The 19540-nt window shown below is 56.3% G+C and carries 15 protein-coding genes; 9 read left to right on the top strand and 6 right to left on the bottom strand.

Features of this window, described 5'->3' with window-relative positions:
- The first annotated feature begins 2 nt into the window (after positions 1 to 2).
- From BJF95_RS12910 to BJF95_RS12930, 5 genes are read left to right on the top strand one after another with little or no spacing between them, the layout of a single operon-like run.
- Positions 3 to 947: a DUF58 domain-containing protein gene (locus BJF95_RS12910; protein ID WP_075639853.1), complete on the top strand. Its 945-nt coding sequence runs from the start codon at positions 3 to 5 to the stop codon at positions 945 to 947.
- Entirely contained in the window at positions 947 to 3760 is a 2814-nt protein-coding gene (locus BJF95_RS12915) for a DUF4159 domain-containing protein (protein WP_075639854.1), read from the top strand. Before BJF95_RS12910 ends, BJF95_RS12915 begins: the two co-directional genes overlap by 1 nt.
- 31 nt (positions 3761 to 3791) lie before the next feature.
- The gene (locus BJF95_RS12920; protein ID WP_075639855.1) at positions 3792 to 5864 is read left to right on the top strand and encodes a hypothetical protein; all 2073 of its coding nucleotides are present in this window, start codon (positions 3792 to 3794) and stop codon (positions 5862 to 5864) included.
- A 3-nt stretch (positions 5865 to 5867) separates the two neighbouring features.
- Entirely contained in the window at positions 5868 to 6278 is a 411-nt protein-coding gene (locus BJF95_RS12925) for a GNAT family N-acetyltransferase (protein ID WP_075639856.1), read from the top strand.
- A 36-nt stretch (positions 6279 to 6314) separates the two neighbouring features.
- Complete coding sequence (locus BJF95_RS12930; protein WP_075639857.1) at positions 6315 to 7187, top strand: MBL fold metallo-hydrolase; 873 nt, start codon at positions 6315 to 6317, stop codon at positions 7185 to 7187.
- 90 nt (positions 7188 to 7277) lie between these two features.
- Here BJF95_RS12930 and BJF95_RS12935 read toward each other — a convergent pair whose 3' ends face one another.
- Positions 7278 to 7847, bottom strand: a complete 570-nt coding sequence (locus BJF95_RS12935; RefSeq protein ID WP_075640326.1) for a GNAT family N-acetyltransferase — start codon at positions 7845 to 7847, stop codon at positions 7278 to 7280.
- Positions 7848 to 8096: 249 nt separating this feature from the next.
- Here BJF95_RS12935 and BJF95_RS12940 point away from each other — a divergent pair, with 249 nt between their 5' ends.
- Positions 8097 to 9056 carry a glutathione S-transferase family protein gene (locus tag BJF95_RS12940; protein ID WP_075639858.1) on the top strand — a complete coding sequence of 320 codons (960 nt, stop codon included), beginning with the start codon at positions 8097 to 8099 and terminating at the stop codon, positions 9054 to 9056.
- Here the strand turns inward: BJF95_RS12940 and BJF95_RS12945 are convergent.
- Entirely contained in the window at positions 9048 to 9539 is a 492-nt protein-coding gene (locus BJF95_RS12945; protein ID WP_075640327.1) for an NUDIX domain-containing protein, read from the bottom strand. The two genes, BJF95_RS12940 and BJF95_RS12945, sit on opposite strands and share 9 nt — an antisense overlap.
- 138 nt (positions 9540 to 9677) lie before the next feature.
- Between BJF95_RS12945 and BJF95_RS12950 the strand changes: the two genes are divergently transcribed.
- On the top strand, positions 9678 to 10589 hold the full coding sequence (locus BJF95_RS12950) for a metallophosphoesterase family protein (protein ID WP_075639859.1): 912 nt from the start codon (positions 9678 to 9680) through the stop codon (positions 10587 to 10589).
- Between the two features lie 48 nt (positions 10590 to 10637).
- Here the strand turns inward: BJF95_RS12950 and BJF95_RS12955 are convergent, their stop codons facing one another.
- The 3 genes from BJF95_RS12955 to BJF95_RS12965 all read right to left on the bottom strand — a co-directional run bounded on the left by BJF95_RS12955 (position 10638) and on the right by BJF95_RS12965 (position 14307).
- Positions 10638 to 11981, bottom strand: a complete 1344-nt coding sequence (locus BJF95_RS12955; RefSeq protein WP_075640328.1) for an HD-GYP domain-containing protein — start codon at positions 11979 to 11981, stop codon at positions 10638 to 10640.
- 225 nt (positions 11982 to 12206) lie between these two features.
- Complete coding sequence (locus BJF95_RS12960) at positions 12207 to 13565, bottom strand: cell envelope biogenesis protein OmpA (RefSeq protein WP_075639860.1); 1359 nt, start codon at positions 13563 to 13565, stop codon at positions 12207 to 12209.
- Between the two features lie 280 nt (positions 13566 to 13845).
- Positions 13846 to 14307, bottom strand: a complete 462-nt coding sequence (locus tag BJF95_RS12965; RefSeq protein ID WP_075639861.1) for a tRNA (cytidine(34)-2'-O)-methyltransferase — start codon at positions 14305 to 14307, stop codon at positions 13846 to 13848.
- A gap of 344 nt (positions 14308 to 14651) precedes the next feature.
- Here BJF95_RS12965 and BJF95_RS12970 point away from each other — a divergent pair, with 344 nt between their 5' ends.
- Both BJF95_RS12970 and BJF95_RS12975 read left to right on the top strand, forming a co-directional pair.
- Positions 14652 to 16508, top strand: coding sequence for an ABC transporter ATP-binding protein (locus BJF95_RS12970; protein ID WP_075639862.1), 1857 nt, complete (start codon positions 14652 to 14654; stop codon positions 16506 to 16508).
- 97 nt (positions 16509 to 16605) lie between these two features.
- Positions 16606 to 18477 (top strand): ABC transporter ATP-binding protein, encoded by a 1872-nt coding sequence (locus tag BJF95_RS12975; protein ID WP_075639863.1) that lies wholly within the window; start codon positions 16606 to 16608, stop codon positions 18475 to 18477.
- Here the strand turns inward: BJF95_RS12975 and BJF95_RS12980 are convergent.
- Positions 18474 to 19415 (bottom strand): endonuclease/exonuclease/phosphatase family protein, encoded by a 942-nt coding sequence (locus tag BJF95_RS12980; RefSeq protein WP_075640329.1) that lies wholly within the window; start codon positions 19413 to 19415, stop codon positions 18474 to 18476. The genes BJF95_RS12975 and BJF95_RS12980 overlap by 4 nt on opposite strands.
- Between the last annotated feature and the right edge of the window lie 125 nt (positions 19416 to 19540).

Here is a 19540-nt window from a genome sequence, read left to right on the forward strand (position 1 = left end):
GCGTGGCAGCAATAGGACAGATCGTCGAGAAAACCCCGACCGGGGACGGTCTGGCCCGTGCACGTCAGCGCGCAAGCCTGATCCCCGATTGCATGGTGGAAGCCAAGCGCATTGCCAACACGGTGATTTCAGGATGGCATGGCCGCCGCAAGCGCGGCATTGGTGAAAATTTCTGGCAGTTTCGTCCCTATGCTGACGGCGAAAGTCTGGCCGCCATTGATTGGCGACGCTCTGCGCGGGATGACCAACTCTATATCCGCGACCGCGAGTGGGAGGCCGCCCACACCGTTTGGCTCTGGGCTGATTTTTCGCCTTCCATGATGTTTAAATCCAAGCTTGGCACAGTCTCCAAGGAAAGCCGTGCCTTGGTGCTGATGCTGGCGCTTGCCGAGATTTTGGCCCGCTCCGGCGAGCGCATTGGCTGCCCCGGCATTTTGGAGCCTATTGCGGCGCGCAATGCCGCTGAGCGGCTGGCAACGGCCTTGATGCATGCGGAGGAAAATGCCGCGTTTTTGTCGGGACTACCCCAGACGGGGATGATCCGTGGGGCAAGCGACATCGTGCTGATTGGCGATTTTCTCGATGATGCAGATCGGATTATGGATAGCATCACGCCCTTGTCGCGGCGCGGTTTGCACGGCCATGTGATTGAAATTGCTGATCCCGCCGAAGAGCTGTTTCCCTATGCGGGCCGCACCGAATTTACCGATCCTGAAACCGGCGAAAAGCTGGTGTCGGGCCGCGCCGAAACCATTGGCGATGATTATCGCCGCGCTTATCTCGCCCGTCGCGAGGCTTTGGGGCAGGGGCTAAGACGTCTCGGCTGGAGTTTTACCCATCATCTGACCGATCATCTGGCATCTGAAGCTTTGGCATCGGTGCATATGCATTTGTCCGGTGTGCCGCAAAATACCCATCAAAACGCGCATAGGGGGGGAGGGCTGTGATGTTTTCCTCCTTTGCTTTTGCCAGTCCCGCTTTGCTGGGCGCGCTAGTAGTGCTGCCCGCCATCTGGTGGCTGTTGAAGCTGACACCGCCGCGCCCGCAAGCCGAAGTGTTTCCGCCGCTGAAAATTCTGGCAACGGTGCTGAAGCGCGAAGAAACTCCAGCGCGCAGCCCGTGGTGGCTGACGCTTTTGCGCATGATCATGGCAACGCTGGTGATTTTTGCGCTGGCCGAACCTGTGCTGAACCCACGGGTTGGCACGATTGCCGGTGGGGGGCCGCTGGCGTTGGTGATTGACAACGGCTGGGCCAGCGGAACTGACTGGGACCGCCGCGTGGACACTGCATCTGGCTTGATTGATGAGGCCGAAAGCAAGGGCGTTGCCATCTCCATGGTGTTCACTGCCGAGCCAAGTCAGGATGCTGTGCCAACCGATCCGGCAACGGCGCGTGAACATTTGCGGGCTGCCAAGCCGCGCCCGCTGGTGCCAGACCGCGAGAGGGCTGTGACCGCTTTGCAAGCCGCGCTCAATGGCACCCATCCCGGCACCTTGGCCTTTATAACCGATGGCTTGGCTGCAAAAGACAATGAGAAGATCGGTGCTCAACTCTCCGCTCTTCAGCCGTCCGAGATGCGGGTGATTGCCGATGATGGCAAGGCCGCACTTGCTGTGACCTCTGCCACTAATGGCGTTGAACGTCTGAATGCCAAAGTGACGCGGCTTGCCACCACTAACCCGCAGCAGGTGATTGTCGATGCGCAAGACCAGCAAGGGCGCGCCATTGCCACCGGCACGGCAACATTTGCGGCAGGCCAAAGCGTGGCCACGGCAGAGATTACCGCGCCCTATGAGCTGCGCAATGATTTTGCCCGCCTGAGCATTTCCGGGCTTTCGACTGCGGGTGCCGTGCATTTGCTCGATGATGGCTTTCGCCGTCGCAAGGTGGCTCTGTTGTCGGGCGATTCCAATGATGAGTTTCAGCCGCTGTTGTCGCCGCTCTATTATATTGAGCGCGCGTTGCAGCCCTATGCCGACCTGATCAAGGCGCAAGACAAGGATTTGCCCACTGCTGTCACCCAATTGTTGCAGCAAAATCCATCGGTTGTTGTGATGGCCGATATTGGCCGCATGCCGCCAGAGGTGCAACAAGCCTTGCAGCGCTGGCTGCAAAAAGGCGGCACCTTGATCCGTTTTGCCGGTCCGCGTCTCGCCGCCGCCCCTGCTGATGATCCTTTGGTGCCGGTGATGCTCCGCCAAGGCGAGCGGCAATTGGGCGGGGCGTTGTCATGGGCAGAGCCGCAGGCTTTGGCTGCTTTCCCAGTCAATGGACCGTTTGCAGGCCTTGCCCCGCCCAAGGGTGTGTTGGTGAAACGACAGGTCTTGGCAGAACCCACGCCGGATCTGGCCGAGCGCACATGGGCAAGCCTTGCCGATGGCACGCCGCTGGTGACCACCAAACAGCTGGGGGCTGGCCGTATTGTGCTGTTTCATGTCGGAGCCGAGGCCAGTTGGTCCAACCTGCCGATTTCGGGCGAATTTGTCGAAATGCTGCGCCGGATTGTGCAGCTCTCCCATGCTGGTGTGGGCGTGAGTGGCACAACAGGGGCCGCAGTTGCCAGCCTGCCACCGTATCGGCTGCTGACCGAGCGCGGGGCACTGACATCTGATGCGGGCAATGCCAAGCCTTTGGAGTTAGGCGTAAACCGCCCGAAAGCCTCAAGCTTTGACAATCCGCCCGGTCTTTATGGCTCTGAAGACGGGTTTACCGCGCTCAACCTTTTGCCCAATGGCGCAGAGCTAAAGCCGGTGGATCTCAGCGGGGCCAGCGTGCCGGTGGTGCGTGAAGCGCTGGTGGGGGCCACTGCCAAGCCGCTGAAACCGATTTTGCTGGGGATTGCTTTGGTGCTGTTTATTCTCGATAGCCTTGTTGTGTTGTTCATGGGGGGGGCTTTTGCAAGGCTGCCAAAGCGCGGCACGGCGGCCGTTCTGGCTATGGTTTCTCTTGGGGCAGCTTTGTCCTTGGCACCGATGGATCGGGTTTATGCCGATGACAGCAAGCGCGGCGATGAGATCCTGTTGCAGCATTTGGACAACACCCATCTGGCCTATGTCAAAACCGGCGAGTCTGATGTGGACGAGTTGTCAGAGCGCGGCCTGAGCGGTTTGACCGAATATATGACCTATCGCACCACGTTGGAGCCGGGCACGCCCGTGGGGCTGGATATTGCCAAGGATGAATTGTCGATTTACCCGATCATCTTCTGGCCGATTTCGGCCACAGCCCCCATGCCCAGTGCAGAGGCCATCAGCCGGATTGATGCCTATATGCGTTCAGGCGGCACTGTGCTGTTTGATACGCGGGACCAGATCAATAATCTCGGCATTGATGGCGCGCCAAGCCCGAATGCCGAGCGGCTGCGGGCCATTTTGTCCAATATTGATATTCCGCCGCTGGAGCCGGTGCCGAAAGACCATGTTTTGACCCGGTCTTTCTATCTGCTGCATGATTTTCCCGGTCGCTACACCGGCAGCCCGCTGTGGGTGGAAGCGCGCCAGGAGGCCAAATCCAAGGGCAAGGAATTGACATCCGGCGGCGATGGGGTGTCGCCCATCATGATCACTGGCAACGATTTTCTGGGGGCCTGGGCCATTGATGCCAATGGCGTACCGCTGCTGCCCACGGTGCCAGCGGATGAACGCCAGCGCGAAATCTCCTACCGGGTTGGGGTCAATATCATGATGTATATGCTGACCGGCAATTACAAAGCCGATCAGGTGCATGTGCCTGCTCTGTTGGAAAGATTAGGCCAATGAGACAGGCCGCAATACAGACAAGGAGGCCGCAATGAGCCTTTCCTTCTCTCCCTTCCTGCCGTGGTGGATGCTGGGTGTGCTTGGCATTTTGGCGCTTGTGGTGGCTTTCATTGGCTTTCACAAGGGCATTCGTGGCAGCACCATTCGCCTCATTGCCTTTGCAGCCTTGATTGCGGCGCTTGCCAACCCGTTGTTGCTATCGGAAGACCGCGATGCGCTGAGCACCGTGGTGCCGGTGGTGGTGGACCGCAGCCAGAGCCAGACCGATATTCCTGCGCGCAAGGTGATGACGGATGAGGCCTTGCAAGGCATCAAGCAGCGCTTGGCGCAATTTCCCGGCATAGAGCCGCGCATTGTTGAGGCATCGACCCCGGATACTTCCGACACACCCTCAACCCGGCTGTTCGAGACTTTGTCTTCTGCCGTGTCCGATGTGCCGCCTGCGCGCATTGGCGGGGCAATTTTCATCACCGATGGGCAGGTGCATGATGTGCCGTCCAACCTCAAGACCCTTGGCATGAATGCGCCGATCAGCACGCTTTTGACCGGTAAGGCCAATGAATTTGACCGCCGCATTGAAGTGGTGCGCGCGCCGCGTTTTGGCATTGTCGGCCAAAATCAGGACATGGTGCTGCGGGTGATCGATGAGGGTACCAAGGTGTCCCAGCCTGCAACGGTCAGCGTGCGCATCAACGGTGTGGAGAGCGGCACGTTTTCGGCGGTGCCGGGTAAAGACACGCCCTATAGCTTCACGGTGCCGCGTGGCGGCAGCAATGTGCTGGAATTTACCGTCTCGGGTCTGCCCGGTGAGGTGACGGAAACCAATAACAAAGCCGTGCATCTGATTGATGGCATTCGTCAAAATCTGCGCGTGCTTTTGGTGTCCGGTGAGCCGCATGCGGGTGAGCGCGCCTGGCGCAACCTTTTGAAATCCGACCCTTCGGTGGATCTGGTGCATTTCACCATTTTGCGCCCGCCGGAAAAGCAGGATGGCACGCCCATCAACGAGTTGTCATTGATTGCCTTTCCGACCCGCGAGTTGTTTGTTGAAAAAATCCACGATTTCGATCTGATTATTCTCGATCGCTACCAGCATCGCGGCGTGCTGCCTTTGCTTTATTACGACAACATAGCGCAATATGTGCAAAATGGCGGTGCACTGCTGATTGCGGCTGGACCGGAACATGCAGGCCCGGACTCCATTGCCATGACGCCGCTGGCCTCCGTCTTGCCCGCCGCACCCACCGGCCAGATGGATGATGGCGGCTTTTATCCGCGTCTCTCGGACATTGGCAAAAAGCATCCTGTGACCCGCGATCTGGATGGCTCCGGCTTTGAGCCGCCCCATTGGGGTCGGTGGTTCCGCAGCGTGGATGTCACCAAGCCTTTGGGCGAAACCGTGATGACGGCAGCCGATGGCAAGCCGCTTTTGGTGCTTAACCGCGCAGGCAAAGGCCGGGTTGCCATGCTGCTCTCCGATCAGGGTTGGCTGTGGGCGCGCGGCTTTGAAGGCGGTGGGCCGCATGTGGCGCTCTATCGCCGCATTGCCCATTGGCTGATGAAAGAGCCGGAACTGGAAGAAGAAGCCCTGACCGCCCGCGCCAGTGGCAGGATGCTGACCATCACCCGCCAGACCATTGGTAATAATCCGGGGCCTGCCACCATTATCGCGCCCTCGGGAAAGCGCGAAGAGGTCGCCTTATCGCAAACGGAGCCGGGCCGCTTTACTGCAGAGCAGCGCATGAGCGAGACAGGCTTGTTCACCATCACCAATGGTGAGTTTTCAACCCTTGTGCATATCGGCACGGTGGATGCGCCAGAGTTCAAGGCGATGATCTCGACACCCGATATCTTGCAGCCGGTGGTTGATACCACCCATGGCTTGATGAAGCGGCTGGATGACGGCAAGGGCGGTATTTCCATTCCTGACATTCTGCCGGTGCGCGGCGAAGTGCGCAGCAACGATGGCCAGCGCATTGCCATTCGCATGACCGATGAAACGGTGCTGAAGGGCATCAACACCCTACCATTGTTTGCCGGATTTGGTGGTTTGGCGATGTTGTTGTTTGCCGTGTCGGCGATGTGGTGGCGCGAGGGGCGGTAAGCGATGTTTGAGGTTCTGGATAGGGTGCCGGAGGCTGATGAGGCGGAGCTTTCAAAAGCTCTGATTGCTTACAACGTTGAGATGTTGGGCGCATCCCATCGTCAGCCGCTTTATATCCCATTGAAAAATGCGCAAGGTGTCGTGGAGGGCGGTTTGGTCGGGGCCACAGCCCGTGGCTGGCTGCATGTGGATATTCTGTTTGTTCCAGATGCGTTGCGTGGTCAGGGGTTGGCGGCAAAGTTGCTGTTGGCGGCCGAGGATGAAGCGAGAAAGCGTGGCTGCAAAGGTGCGCTTATCGACACCGCCAATCCAGTCGCGCGACGGATTTATGCGCGTCAAGGCTATGATATTTGCGGCACGCTTGAGGATTATGGTGATGGCCATTCCATCACTTGGATGAAGAAAATGCTGTGATCTCCCACACAGCAAAAGAGATATAGGATTTCTTTTATGAACGAAAATGTAAATCCATCTGCACTTGGTCCTTTCCGGTTTTCACTGGGCTCAGTTGAAATTTTTGCCTTTTGCGATGGCATTTTGGCGGCTCCCCTTGCCAATCTCTATCGTCGCGGCTCGGACCAACCAACGCCGGAAGCTTTTGCCGGTGCGCCTACGCAGCTTTCCGTCAACGCTTTTCTGGTCAAGGTGGGTGGCAAGCTTGTGTTGATTGACACCGGCTCTGGTCAGCTTTTCGGACCAGACCATGGCAAGCTGTCTTCGGGGCTTGCGCAACTGGGCCATTTTGCTGATGAGATTGACGATATTATCCTCACCCATATCCATGCCGATCATTCGGGCGGTTTGATTTCAGAGGGTGCGCCGGTTTTCAAAAAGGCAACATTGCATATTGGCAAGACGGAGGCCGATTTCTGGCTGTCACCGGGGGCCGCCGATGCTGCAAACGTGACAGAGCGGGTGAAGGGTCAGATTGCCCGCGCCCATGCCTGTATCGATCCCTACGACCAGCAGGGCCGGGTCCATATTTTTGCCGATGATGGTGCGGTTCTGCCCGGCTTCAGCGCCATTTTGCGCGCAGGCCATACGCCGGGACATTTGACCATTCGCTTTGAGAGCGATGGACAGGTCATCGCTTTTGTTGGCGATATTGTGCATGGCGATAAACTGCAATTTGCCGATCCATCCATCACCATTGATTTTGACTATGATCAGAAAAACGCGGCCATTTCCCGAGCAGTTGCATTCAAACAGGCGGCAGACGAGGGGTATCTGATCGCCGCCGCTCATATTCCCTTTCCGGGTGTGGGGTATGTGCGCCGTGACGGCGATCACTACCGTTTTGAACCGCTCCTGCATCATTCGTGAAATCGGAATCGATTCAAGGCGAAAATTTGCAGCGGATATAAAGCGCTACAGCACTGTTTGCCATCTATGGCACAGTGCTGTGAAGCAGCCTTAACCGTTGGCAACCAGCAACTGCGGCTCATAAAAATCCTGATCCGCAGTGTCTTCGATCACCGGAGTGGGCGCGCGCCAGCCAATCTTGCCAGCAAGCCTTTGATGCACATCATCTGCCAGCGGCACAACCAGCACCCGGTTGGCATCCACCGGCCCGGGGAATTCCAGCGCCTTATAGCTAACTTTTTCAAATCCAAGCGGCATGTAATAGGCGGCGTCACCCACCAGAATCACGGCTTCGGAGCCATTGCGTCTGGCAGCTTCAATGGCAATCCGCACCAGTTCACGGCCAATGCCGAGGCATTTGTGCGAAGGGCGCACGGCCAGTGGGCCAAGCATATGGCCTTTGACGCTGCCAGCCAGCACCGGTGTCATCCGCACCGAGCCAATGGTTTCGCCGGCATCTGCGCAAACGAAAGAGAGTGTGCGATCATGCGGGCCTTGCTCACGGATACGTGCGGCGGCTTTTGTAAAACGGCCGGGACCGAAAGCTTCGGAATTGATGAGTTCGATGATGGCGTCGTGAGACGCGTCCTCAGTGAGGTAGACCAGATCGTGCTTATGCATGAAAACCAGAACCGTAATGCGAATTGCGTAAATGTGTTCCACCATCCATCAGATGGTTGATCAGCATCAGCGTCGTCGCAGGTTCCGGGTGGTCATAGGGTGTTATCCTCGTTGGTGAAAAATTGCATAACAGCATTTTTTTGTCTCGTCTATCGCAAAAACGCACTGTTCAGCATTTGCAACCTCGCCTTTTTTGTTCGACCGCTTATGTATTAGAGCAAGAAAATTACAGCAGTAAGGCAGGATAACATGGGCATGCTTGTGGACGGCGTCTGGAAAGACGTGTGGTATGATACCAAATCAACCAAAGGCCATTTCAAACGCACCACCACCAGTTTTCGCAATTGGGTCACAGCCGACGGCGCACCCGGACCGACAGGTGATGGCGGGTTTAAGGCCGAAGCGGGTCGCTATCATCTCTATGTCTCGCTGGCCTGTCCGTGGGCACATCGCACGCTGATTTTTCGCAAGCTGAAAAAGCTGGACGACCTGATCTCGGTGTCTGTCGTGCATCCGTTGATGCTGGAAAACGGTTGGACGTTCAAGACCGATGATGCCGCCACCGGCGATGATCTTTTTGGGCTGGATTATCTGTGGCAGGTCTATGTGAAGGCTGATTCCGCTTACAATGGACGCGTCACCGTGCCGGTGCTGTGGGACAAAAGCCAAAATACCATTGTGTCGAATGAATCCGCCGAGATCATCCGCATGTTCAATTCGGCTTTTAACGGGCTCACCGGTGATGATCAGGATTTTTATCCGCAAGCACTGCATGCCGACATTGAGGCGCTGAATGATCGTATTTACGATACGGTGAACAACGGCGTCTACAAGGCCGGTTTCGCCACCACCCAGGAAGCCTATGAAGAAGCGCTCACGCCCTTGTTTCAATCGCTGGATTGGTTGGAAGAGAAGCTGTCCAGCCAGCGCTATCTATGCGGAGATGTGCTGACCGAGGCCGATTGGCGGTTGTTTACGACGCTGGTGCGCTTTGATGCGGTCTATGTCGGCCATTTCAAATGCAACATTCGCCGCATTGCCGATTATCCGGCGCTTTCTGCCTATGTTCGCAGCCTCTATCATGTGCCCGGTGTGGCCGAGACTGTGAACATCGATCACATCAAGCGCCATTACTATGGCAGCCACAAGACCATCAATCCAACCGGGATTGTGCCTGTTGGGCCGGAGTTGGGCTTTCTCTTACCATAAGTCGGCGTAGGGGCCGCCGTTTTGCAATTCGTCCAGGCGGCGGCGGGTGGCGGGTGTCACCTCATCGGGCAGGGCTGTGAGCGGAAAAAAGCCGCTTTCGGCAATCTCATGGTCAGGGAGCCGCGGTGCTGTCTGGCGCACTGCAACACGATAAAACAGCACATGATCACGGCGGCTAGCGCTGAGATTGAGATAGGATTGCAACAGAATCGGGGCCTCTGTCATCAGCAGATGACCTTCTTCGCGTAATTCCTTCTCCAGTGCCTGGCTTGCGGTTTCACCCCGCTCCACGCCGCCGCCGGGCATATACCAGCCGGGCAGGTAGGTGTGGCGCACCAGAAAAATACGCCCTTGCTCATCAAAGCAGGCGGCGCGCACGCCCAGCGTCATCCCTCGGGAGAGGGCGAAATAGACATGCAAAAGCCGGACAATTGTTTTTTTAAACGGGCCAATCTTGCCATCATCGCGGTGTTTGCCGCTCATCATTCTTGCTCCTCACCCGACAGCGCCGTGCCCATATATGGCGCACGGCGCTGTCGCTCTTTATGTGTGTTGCATAATTTTCTCTTTAAACCGATTCCGGTTTATAGAATTATGCAATAGATGGTATAAACAGGGTCCATGTTTAAACTCGCTCATATTTCCGATGTCCACCTTGGACCACTGCCGCATCTCACCTTTCGGGAGTTGGCATCGAAGCGAATCACCGGCTATCTCAATTGGCACCGCAACCGCGCCAAGCATATGGTTTCTGGCACGTTGGACGCGTTGGTGGATGATATGCGTTTGAAAAGCCCGGATTATGTGGCGGTGACGGGTGATCTTGTCAATCTGGCAACCGGCATAGAGATCAACCGTGCGGCCGATTGGCTGCATGAACTGGGACCGGCCGACGGCATTTCCGTGGTGCCCGGCAATCACGACGCCTATGTGCCGCGCGCCCATGAGAAGGCGATGAAGGCATGGTATGACTATGTGCGTGGCGATGATGATCCGCACATCTGGCGCAAGGAATTCAAGCTGTGGCCAACAATCCGCCGGCGCGGGCCTGTGGCGCTGATTGGTTGCTCAACCTCGATTGCAACGCCGATCTTTTCCGCCTCAGGTTATTTTGGTGCGCGGCAAGCCCGCGAGATGGCGCAGCTTTTGCGACAAGCCGGAGAAGAAGGTCTGTTTCGCGTCGTGATGATTCACCATCCGCCCATTCGCGGTGCGGCGTCCCAGCATAAACGCATGATCGGCATTCGCCGCTTTGCGGCTGCCATCGCCGTGGGCGGGGCAGATCTTGTGCTGCATGGCCACACCCACCTTAACACGCTGAATTGGCTGTACAATCGCCATGGCCGCGTGCCGGTTGTCGGCATTGCTTCGGCATCGCAAGGGCCGGGGGGCAAAAAGCCACCAGCCGCTTATAATCTGTTTTCCATTTCGGGAGAGATGGGCGCTTGGTCGCTGGATTGGCAGCGCCATGCGCTCAATCCTGAGGGCGATGCCGTGGTTTTATCCCATCAAGAAGTGCTGTTAAAACCCTGATTTAGAGACTGTCAGGGAAAAGTGGAATCCGGTCTTCTGCACGATGCTCTAAGCAGCCAGATCTGCCTTCACCAGAGCGTCTTCCAGCGCCTGGATACAGATGGGGTCGTGGCTGGTGCCCGCGCCTTGCCATAGAATATCGAGGGCTTCGCGCACATTCATTGCGGCGCGATAGGGGCGGTCTGCGGTCAGCGCATCAAATACGTCGGCGGTGGAAACAATGCGGGTTTCCAGATTGATGGCGTCTGCCGCCAAGCCTTGCGGATAGCCTTTGCCATCCAGCCGCTCATGATGCGCGCCGCCAATGACGGCCAAATCGGCAAAGGCATGGATGCGCGACAGGATTTCAAAGGAAAATTCGGGGTGGCGGCGCATCAGCAGCCATTCATCCTTGTTCAGACTGTTGGGCTTGTCCAGCACGCTATTGGAAACACCCAGCTTGCCAATATCGTGCAAAAGTGCGCCGCGTCGCAGCTTGCGGCGGGTGGCGGCATCAATTTGCATCTGTTCGGCAATCAGGTCGGTGTAGAGCGCAACCCGCTCGCTGTGGCCGGAGGTGTAAGGGCTTTTCGCATCCACCACACGGGCAAAGCCTGCGGCAATGTCATCCAGATAATCTTCATCGGCCATAATCACATGCCGACCGGGTTCGGTGCCCAGCACAATGTTTTCCAGATCCGGTGAGGTCAAATCCTCCCAAAAACAGGAGCGATAGGCAATGCTGACGAATGCATCGACAATAACGGGGTCAAACCATGTGCCGGAGCGACTCTCGATTTCCCGCAAAGCCCCCTCGGCACCGCCGACTTGAAAAAACACATCCACCACCTGGGCCACCAGCGCAATGCGGGCAAACACATGGATCGTTTCGCCAGCAATGCGCATCGGCAGGCCGCCGCCATCATAGTGTTCATCCAGATCGCGAATGCCATTGGCCACATCGTCTGAAAAGCGCATCTGGCGGGCAATATCGGCACCACGCTCACAGCGGGTCTGCATCAACTCCACGGAATTTTTACCGCCGTGCTTCACCACGCTCAGCAATGTGCGCATTCTCTCGGCGAGGCTGGTTTGCGCACCCGCGTGGGTTAGCAAAAACCGGATCATCTGCGGTAGGCTGCCGTTGACCAATTTGAAATCGCGTTTAAAGGCCAAATCATCGCTGACGTATAATTCGCAAATCCGTGCGGCATTGCTGGAGCAGCCAAGGTCTTTGAGCATCAGCGTGTAATAAAGGTCATGCAATTTTTCGTCGGGCAGGCGAAGAGCGCGGCCAATGGCCATGCCGATGTGGCAACAGCGAACGCAGTGGCCCGGCAATTGTCCCTCGGTCAGATCAAGCGCATGACTCAGTGCCTTGATAATTTCGGCCAAACGAATGCGTAGTGCCATGAATACCCCTTGCCCACGGATGAGGGCCACATGCCGAGTTTTCGAAGCCCATGCACAATCATCATGCTGATTGCGCATCGTTCAAAAACATCGGCAAATGCCTCAACCGGACATGTTTCCAAGAGGCATACTCGATCATTTTAGAGCAAGTGGGTTAACATGAGGTAGTTTCTCACACATCCTGCCATCAAGATGAATGAAATACGCAATTTTTACTTCAGAATTTTACGGTTTTCTGTTGTTGCGCGCGTTGGACTTTGCCGATCGTCTTGATTTGAAACTCGGAACTGGCTTTAGGCTTGCCTCGGGCGTGGCAGCAGGCGCGATGTCCGGCTTTGTTTCCGCAACAAGAATGTCCGTTGCCTCAAGAGCGCTTGCCTCTGCCAGCTCCTCAACTGGGGCAGCAATCTCGGCTTCAGGCTGCACGGTCTCAAGCGTTTCTTCTGGTATGGCCTGCACCGCCAACTCCTCAGTCGCGGCCAATTCCTCAGTCGCGATTGTGCTGGCCTCTGCGACTTCAGGTACTTGCTCGCTCAAGTGCTCTGGCTGGTCCGATGCTTCGATCGGTTCTGACGTTTCCACCAGATGCAGCGCTGCCTCCTGCGGTGATGCTTCGGCTGTTGCGGGAGCCTGTTGTTTTGGTGTTTCGCTGAGCACATCCCGCAACAGGCTGGTGATTTTGAGCGCACCTGGCACGTCGGTGTTGGTGGAATGGCCGCTTCGTGGAACACGAATGAGATGGCTGGCGGGGGCCGTTGCATTCAATTCGCCATACCAGTCCAGCTCACCCATAATGGCAAGAGGCGGTTCTATGGCTGCTGGCACCGAAATCCGGGTGGAAAAGGAAATCACCTTGAGGGATTGACCCAATGTTGCCAAGCGCTCAGGCGCATCGCTTTCCAGCGAGTGCAGGGCCTCTGCGATGATGAGATTGCCTTTGGAGTGGCCGGTCACCAGCTGAAAGTCGAGCGCCTCGTTCATCAGCAACGCTTCGACCGTATCGGTATCAAGACTGCTTTTGCGCGGCGCACCGGCGGTTACGTCGTAACGTGTGTAGGCCCCCAGCTTGGGGCGTCCAACAAGATCATCAATCATTTCAAAGTTATGGCGCAAAAAGCCAAGAGGGCCGAACAGGAAGTTGCTGCCCAAGGCCTCGGAAATCATATCGCCAAGCCCGTAGCCGGACACAACAGCGGCCACCGGCGCATCCACCGCATTGGCAATATTGCGGGCAAAGGCCGCAGCCCCTGTGGCCGAGCCGCCAATGCCTGCCACCGCCATCACATGAACGTCACGGCCGCCGCGCAAGATATATTCATCAATGCTGTCACACATCATCAACATGCCTTGGCCGGTGGGCGGCACAATCATCAGCATGCCTTCGGCCGCAATCGAATCGCTGATGTAAAAAGCCTCATCCGCGGTCAAGGTTTTGATGTCGTAAAACATCGCATCAAGGCTTGAGTTGCGAAACCGCCATGGCTCCAGCGTGGCATTGCGAAACGGTCTTTTTTGCAACCTTTCGGGCAGGGAGAGGGATCGAGCGAATTGTGTCAAGCCAAAGGTGAATGCCGTGTTGAACATCGTGCTTATCCTCGTTCATCTTGCTGCAACGCAGCATAAAATTACAGGATCGAATTGGCAATGATTGTTTTAAACTTTTCTCATGCACGTATAGGCTGCCACTCTGCAGCGCCTCTCACCAAATATGGCGCACAAAGGACGCTGTAGCACTTTTGATCTGCTGCATAATTCCTTAAATCGATTCCGATTTAAGGAATTATGCAGTAACAACCTATTATAACGCAGTGTTGACGGTTTGGCTTTGATGAAATGCAGAGCTGCTGCGATTTATAATCGGCGGTTATGGCATCCGTGTCTGGCGTATGGCTTCACCGGCAATCATGGCGACAGACATGGCGAGATTGATGGAGCGCTGGCCTTCGACCATGGGAATGAGAATGCGACTGTTTGCCATGTCATGCACGCTATCGGGCACGCCCGCACTTTCGCGGCCAAACAGCAAGATGTCGTTCGGCTGAAAGGCAACGTCAAAATAGACCTCGGCGGCTTTGGTGGATGCCAGCACCAGTCTTCGACCGGTGCCAGCGCGCCATTCTTCAAAATGCGCCCAGCTGATATGGCGGGTGAGCACAACGCTTGCCAGATAATCCATACCGGCGCGTTTTAAATTGCGATCAGACAGATCAAACCCCGCAGGCTCGATAATATCCACGCCCAAGCCAAGGCAGGCCGCCAGCCGCAAAATCGTGCCGGTGTTGCCCGGAATATCGGGTTGATAAAGAGCGATGCGCAAATCAGACATGGGTTCTGCATAGCGTCAACGGCATGGCCTGTCTGTGGTCTGCGGGCAACACTGCCCAAACAAACGGCAGGCTTGTCGTTTTGCGACTTTGCAATTTTTTCTGCGACACGTAGAAAGAGATCATCTTCAACTCGAGACATGGGAGGCGTGCATGATTGTAACTGACTGGATGCGCTTTCCCGCCGTTTTGGCTTTTCAGCAGCGCTGAATCCTCTCGTATTTTCCGTATCTTTTAAAGTTTAGAGCGATTTCCGGATCTGTCATGTTCCGGATTGATTCCTGTGGTCGAAGTGGGCTGGTGTTTCGCCGCTTTGCGCCGTGTTATGACGAAATGGAGCTTGTCCATGTTTGCGTGGTTTGAAAACCGCATTAATCCTTACCCGGAGGCCGCTCCAAAGCTGCCGCCTGCGGGATTGTTCCGGTTTACCTGGCACTACACCCGCCCCGTGGCGGGCTGGTTGGCGCTGATGACGTTTCTGGTAATGTTGATTGCCGTGGGCGAAGTCATGCTGTTTCAGTTTCTGGGCGATATTGTTACCTGGTTGTCGCAAGCCGACCGGGCCACATTCTTGCAAACCCAGGGCGTGCGGCTGCTGGGCATGGGCTTTTTGGTCATGGTGGTTCTACCCGGCCTTGGCACCATCAATTCATTGATTGTGCATCAAACCCTGCTGGGCAATTTTCCCATGATTGCGCGCTGGCAGATGCATCGGTTTTTGCTCAACCATTCCATGACTTTCTTTGCCAATGAGTTTTCGGGCCGGGTGTCCACCAAGGTCATGCAGACCTCGCTGGCGGTGCGCGAAACCGTGGTCAAGATTCTCGATGTGTTCGTTTTTGTTGCCACCTATTTCATCTCGATGCTGGTGATTATCGGCAATGCCGATCTGCGTTTGCTGGTGCCCATGCTGGTATGGCTGGCAATCTATATCGCCATCGTCAGCTATTATGTGCCGAAACTGCAAAAGATTGCAGCCGCACAAGCCGATGCGCGCTCATCCATGACGGGCCGCATTGTCGATAGCTACACCAATATCGCCACCGTGAAACTGTTTTCCCACACCAGCCGCGAAGAGGCCTACGCCAAGGGCGCGATGGATGGATTCCTGCAAACGGTCTATGCGCAGATGCGCAAAGTGACGATGTTTCAGGTTTTGGTCTATCTCAACAATTGCGGCGTGATTTTTCTGATCGGTGCTCTGTCGATCTGGCTGTGGCTGAACGCGTCGATTGAAATCGGAGCCATTGCCATTGCCATTGGTCTTGCCATGCGGGTCAACAGCATGTCGCAATGGATCATGTGGGAAGTCTCGGCCCTGTTTGAAAACATCGGCACCGTCTATGACGGCATGGAAATGATGACCAAGCCCCATGATATTGTTGATGTGGACAATGCCAAGGCGCTGAGAGCCGATAAAGGCGAGATTGTCTACGACAAGGTTCGTTTTCATTATGGCAAGACCAAGGGCATCATTGAAGACTTTTCACTGACCATCAAAGCTGGTGAAAAAATTGGTCTGGTCGGCCGCTCTGGCGCTGGCAAAACCACATTGATGAACCTGCTGTTGCGCTTTTATGAGGTCGAAGCCGGGTCTATCACCATTGACGGGCAGGATATATCCAAGGTCACCCAGGAAAGCCTGCGCTCCAAGGTCGGGGTGGTAACGCAAGATACCTCGTTGCTGCATCGCTCTATTCGCGACAACATTGCCTATGGCCGTCCTGATGCCAGCGATGCCGAGGTGGTGGAAGCGGCCAAGCGTGCCAACGCCTGGGATTTTATCGAGGGATTGGTGGATTCGCGCGGCCGCAAAGGTCTGGATGCGCAGGTGGGCGAGCGCGGCGTGAAGCTCTCGGGTGGCCAGCGCCAACGGATTGCCATTGCGCGGGTGTTTTTGAAAAACGCTCCGATCCTCATTCTGGACGAGGCAACGTCTGCGCTTGACTCAGAGGTAGAGGCCGCCATTCAGGAGAGCCTGTTTGCCCTGATGGAGGGTAAGACGGTGATTGCCATTGCCCACCGCCTGTCCACGCTGACCCAGATGGATCAACTGGTGGTGCTGGACAAGGGCAAAATCGTCGAGATGGGCAACCACCCGCAACTGGTGGCCAGAGGCGGTATCTATGCTGATCTGTGGAATCGCCAGTCTGGTGGCTTTCTGGCCGATGAGGTGGATGGACAGGAGACGGCGGCGGAGTGATCCGCCGCTGCCTTGTTTACGCAATCGTGACCAGAAACTGAGCGACGTTTGGGTGTTTCACCTTTGTTGCGCTTCGGAATCGCCCTAGGCTGCTCGCATGATCATCCGCGCTGTACTCCGTCTTTTTGAAAACTGGACCAATCCCTTTGCGGAGCAGCAGCTGCTGCGCCCTCCCGGCAGTGCCTGGGCCTTTGTGTGGTTTTATGTGCGTCAGGCAAAGCTGGCCTTTGTGGCCATGGCGGTGTTTGGCGGTGCCGTGGCGGCCATGGAAGCCAGCATGTTCTGGTTTGTCGGGCGGCTGGTGGATGTGCTGGAAACCGTGCCCAAAAGCGAAGGCTGGCAGGGGCTGTTTGCCATGCATGGCGCGGAGCTGGCTGGCATTGCGCTGGTGGTGGTGGCCGTGCGCTTTTTGGTCATCACCCTCAGCGCCTTGGTGGAAGAGCAGGTGGTGGTGCTCAACTTTTCCAATCTGGTGCGCTGGCAGAGCCATGTGCATATCAGCCGACAGGCCATGAGCTTTTTCCAAAACGATTTTGCCGGTCGCATTGTCACCAAGGTGTGGACGGGCGGCTTGGCGGTGGGCGATCTGCTGACCTCGCTGTTGCAGGTCGGCTGGTTTATGGTGATTTACACCCTTTCCACCATCGGGCTTTTGGCCCAGCTGGATTGGCGGCTATCGGCGGTCATTGCGCTGTGGGTGGTGATGTTTGTGTTTATGGCGCGGTATTTTGTGCCGCGCATTCGTTTTCATGCACGCGAAACGGCGGAAAGCTCATCGGCGCTCAGCGGCAGGCTGGTCGATAGCTATGCCAATATCCAGACGCTCAAACTGTTTGCCCGTGAGCGCCACAATGATCACTATATTCGTGAAGGGTTCGAGCGTTATCAGGCATCCTTGCGACCGTTCACCCGGTTGATCACCGGCGTTCGCGCAAGCCATGCCTTGCTATCGGGCTTTATGGTGCTGGTGATTGCCATGCTGTGTATTGATCGCTGGTTTCAAGGGGCGATGACCCCCGGCGGCGTGGCCTTCACGCTCGGTCTGGTGCTGCGCCTGAGCATGTTGCTCAACCGCATGATGACCCAGCTCAACAGCATGATGCGCAATCTGGGCACCATCCAGAATTCGGCCGAGCTGATTTCACAGCCCATCGGTTTGAATGATCAACCGGACGCAAAGGTCTTGAGTATTTCCGGCCCTCTGATCCGTTTTGAAGACGTCAGCTTTCACTACGGCAAGGACAAGGGCGCGATTGATCATCTGTCGCTGACCATTCATCCGGGCGAAAAGGTCGGCATTGTGGGACGCTCTGGGGCGGGAAAAACCACACTCGTCAATCTGTTGCTGCGGTTTTACGATGTTGAAGGCGGAGCCATCATGATTGATGGGCAGGATTTACGCCACGTGACGCAGGAGAGCCTGCGCGCCAAGATCGGCATGGTCACACAGGATACGTCCCTGCTACACCGCTCCATTCGTGACAACATCATGTTTGGCCGTGATGATGCCACGGAAGTGCAGTTGCGCAAGGCGGCAGAGCAGGCCGAGGCGCTGGACTTTATTGAAAGACTGGTCGATCAGCGCGGTCGCCGTGGCTTTGATGCCCATGTGGGTGAGCGCGGCGTGAAGCTGTCGGGCGGCCAGCGCCAGCGCATTGCCATTGCAAGAGTGATGTTGAAAGACGCACCGATTCTGGTGCTGGACGAGGCCACCTCTGCGCTGGACTCGGAAGTTGAGGCCGCCATTCAATCCAATCTCGAGCTGTTGATGAACGGCAAAACCGTTCTGGCCATTGCCCATCGGCTTTCCACCATTGCCAGCCTTGATCGGTTGGTGGTGATAGACAAGGGCCGGATCATCGAAGAAGGCACCCATGCCGAATTGGTGGCGCGCGGCGGGCTGTATTCCGAACTATGGGCGCGGCAGTCCGGCGGTTTTCTGGGCGATGAGCCGGAGGATAAGATTTAGGATTTCGGAAGCCCCAGATCGGCAGTCAATCCATAATGGTTGGAGCCAAAATTGGAGGGGATGCGGGTAAGCTTTTGCGCCATCAGCGGTGCGCGAATGAAAATATGGTCAATTGGCACGCCAAAACGCCCGGCACGCACCGGCCATGTGGCGGGTTCCCAGCCGGTGGTGGTCAGGCCAATGCGCTTGAGCAGGTTTTGCATGTCGGGTGCAATGGTTGCGGCATTAAAATCGCCCGCCAGCAGCAGCGGGCCTTTGATGGGCTGAAGCGCATCGGCAAGCTCATCCAGTTCCTCGGCATGGTAATCATCGAAATAGGGTTTGCTGAGGTGGGCGGCAGCAAGGTGCAGGCTTGTTTGGCCGACATGGATACGCGCCATGACAAACCGATCTTTGCGCAGATCGCTCAGATTGCCGACAGAAATGTCATCGAGAGGATATTTCGACAACAGCATGAGATCGCAGGTGGGCGTGTGCTGGCCGCAACCGATTCGGTAGGGGTAGAGTGTGGATAGCTGGTCCAGATAGGGAGCAAGCGGCGCTGCTTCCATGATATAGGCAATGTCCGCACCGGATTGCGCAATGTAATCGGCAATCGTTGCCCCATTTTCGAGATTATCACCCAGCACGTTGAAAGACAGCACCCGCAGTTTTTGCATGTTTACGATATCTGTGGGCGGTGAGGGCGGCAGAGATTGCCACATCATCAGCACGGCGTGGCTGGCAATAAACACGCTTGCCACCAGCAGCGAGAGCGTAAACGCTCCGGGCTTGAGGGAGAGACACACAAGCGCCATCACCACCATGACAACGCCTGCCTGGAGCTGCAGGCTATAAGCAACGTTCACGCCCCAGAAGTGGGTGATGTAACGCAAGACAAACACAGCCAAGCCTAAACAGAGCAGTGTCGCGATAATGTGCAGTAGCATTGCTCTCATGGATCTCTTTGTGGGGTGCTGGATGGTGCTTTGGCGGGGTCTTGATGAGAGTTTGTCAGGTTCAGATTGAACCAGCAAACTCTCGATTCTTTTGATTTCGTTTGTCCTATCAGGAAAACCGGGTT

Source organism: Rhizobium oryziradicis (assembly GCF_001939045.1).
Taxonomy (GTDB): Bacteria; Pseudomonadota; Alphaproteobacteria; order Rhizobiales; family Rhizobiaceae; genus Allorhizobium; species Allorhizobium oryziradicis.

What these genes read in the sequence shown, in the direction of transcription:
- BJF95_RS12955 (WP_075640328.1), bottom strand. Translation starts at nt 11,981, where the DNA reads ATGGCACTACGCATTCGTTTGGCCGAAATTATCAAGGCACTGAGTCAT.
- BJF95_RS12920 (WP_075639855.1), top strand. Translation starts at nt 3,792, where the DNA reads ATGAGCCTTTCCTTCTCTCCCTTCCTGCCGTGGTGGATGCTGGGTGTG.
- BJF95_RS12925 (WP_075639856.1), top strand. Translation starts at nt 5,868, where the DNA reads ATGTTTGAGGTTCTGGATAGGGTGCCGGAGGCTGATGAGGCGGAGCTT.
- BJF95_RS12980 (WP_075640329.1), bottom strand. Translation starts at nt 19,415, where the DNA reads ATGAGAGCAATGCTACTGCACATTATCGCGACACTGCTCTGTTTAGGC.
- BJF95_RS12945 (WP_075640327.1), bottom strand. Translation starts at nt 9,539, where the DNA reads ATGAGCGGCAAACACCGCGATGATGGCAAGATTGGCCCGTTTAAAAAA.
- BJF95_RS12935 (WP_075640326.1), bottom strand. Translation starts at nt 7,847, where the DNA reads ATGCATAAGCACGATCTGGTCTACCTCACTGAGGACGCGTCTCACGAC.
- BJF95_RS12950 (WP_075639859.1), top strand. Translation starts at nt 9,678, where the DNA reads ATGTTTAAACTCGCTCATATTTCCGATGTCCACCTTGGACCACTGCCG.
- BJF95_RS12915 (WP_075639854.1), top strand. Translation starts at nt 947, where the DNA reads ATGTTTTCCTCCTTTGCTTTTGCCAGTCCCGCTTTGCTGGGCGCGCTA.
- BJF95_RS12975 (WP_075639863.1), top strand. Translation starts at nt 16,606, where the DNA reads ATGATCATCCGCGCTGTACTCCGTCTTTTTGAAAACTGGACCAATCCC.
- BJF95_RS12970 (WP_075639862.1), top strand. Translation starts at nt 14,652, where the DNA reads ATGTTTGCGTGGTTTGAAAACCGCATTAATCCTTACCCGGAGGCCGCT.
- BJF95_RS12960 (WP_075639860.1), bottom strand. Translation starts at nt 13,565, where the DNA reads ATGTTCAACACGGCATTCACCTTTGGCTTGACACAATTCGCTCGATCC.
- BJF95_RS12965 (WP_075639861.1), bottom strand. Translation starts at nt 14,307, where the DNA reads ATGTCTGATTTGCGCATCGCTCTTTATCAACCCGATATTCCGGGCAAC.
- BJF95_RS12930 (WP_075639857.1), top strand. Translation starts at nt 6,315, where the DNA reads ATGAACGAAAATGTAAATCCATCTGCACTTGGTCCTTTCCGGTTTTCA.
- BJF95_RS12940 (WP_075639858.1), top strand. Translation starts at nt 8,097, where the DNA reads ATGGGCATGCTTGTGGACGGCGTCTGGAAAGACGTGTGGTATGATACC.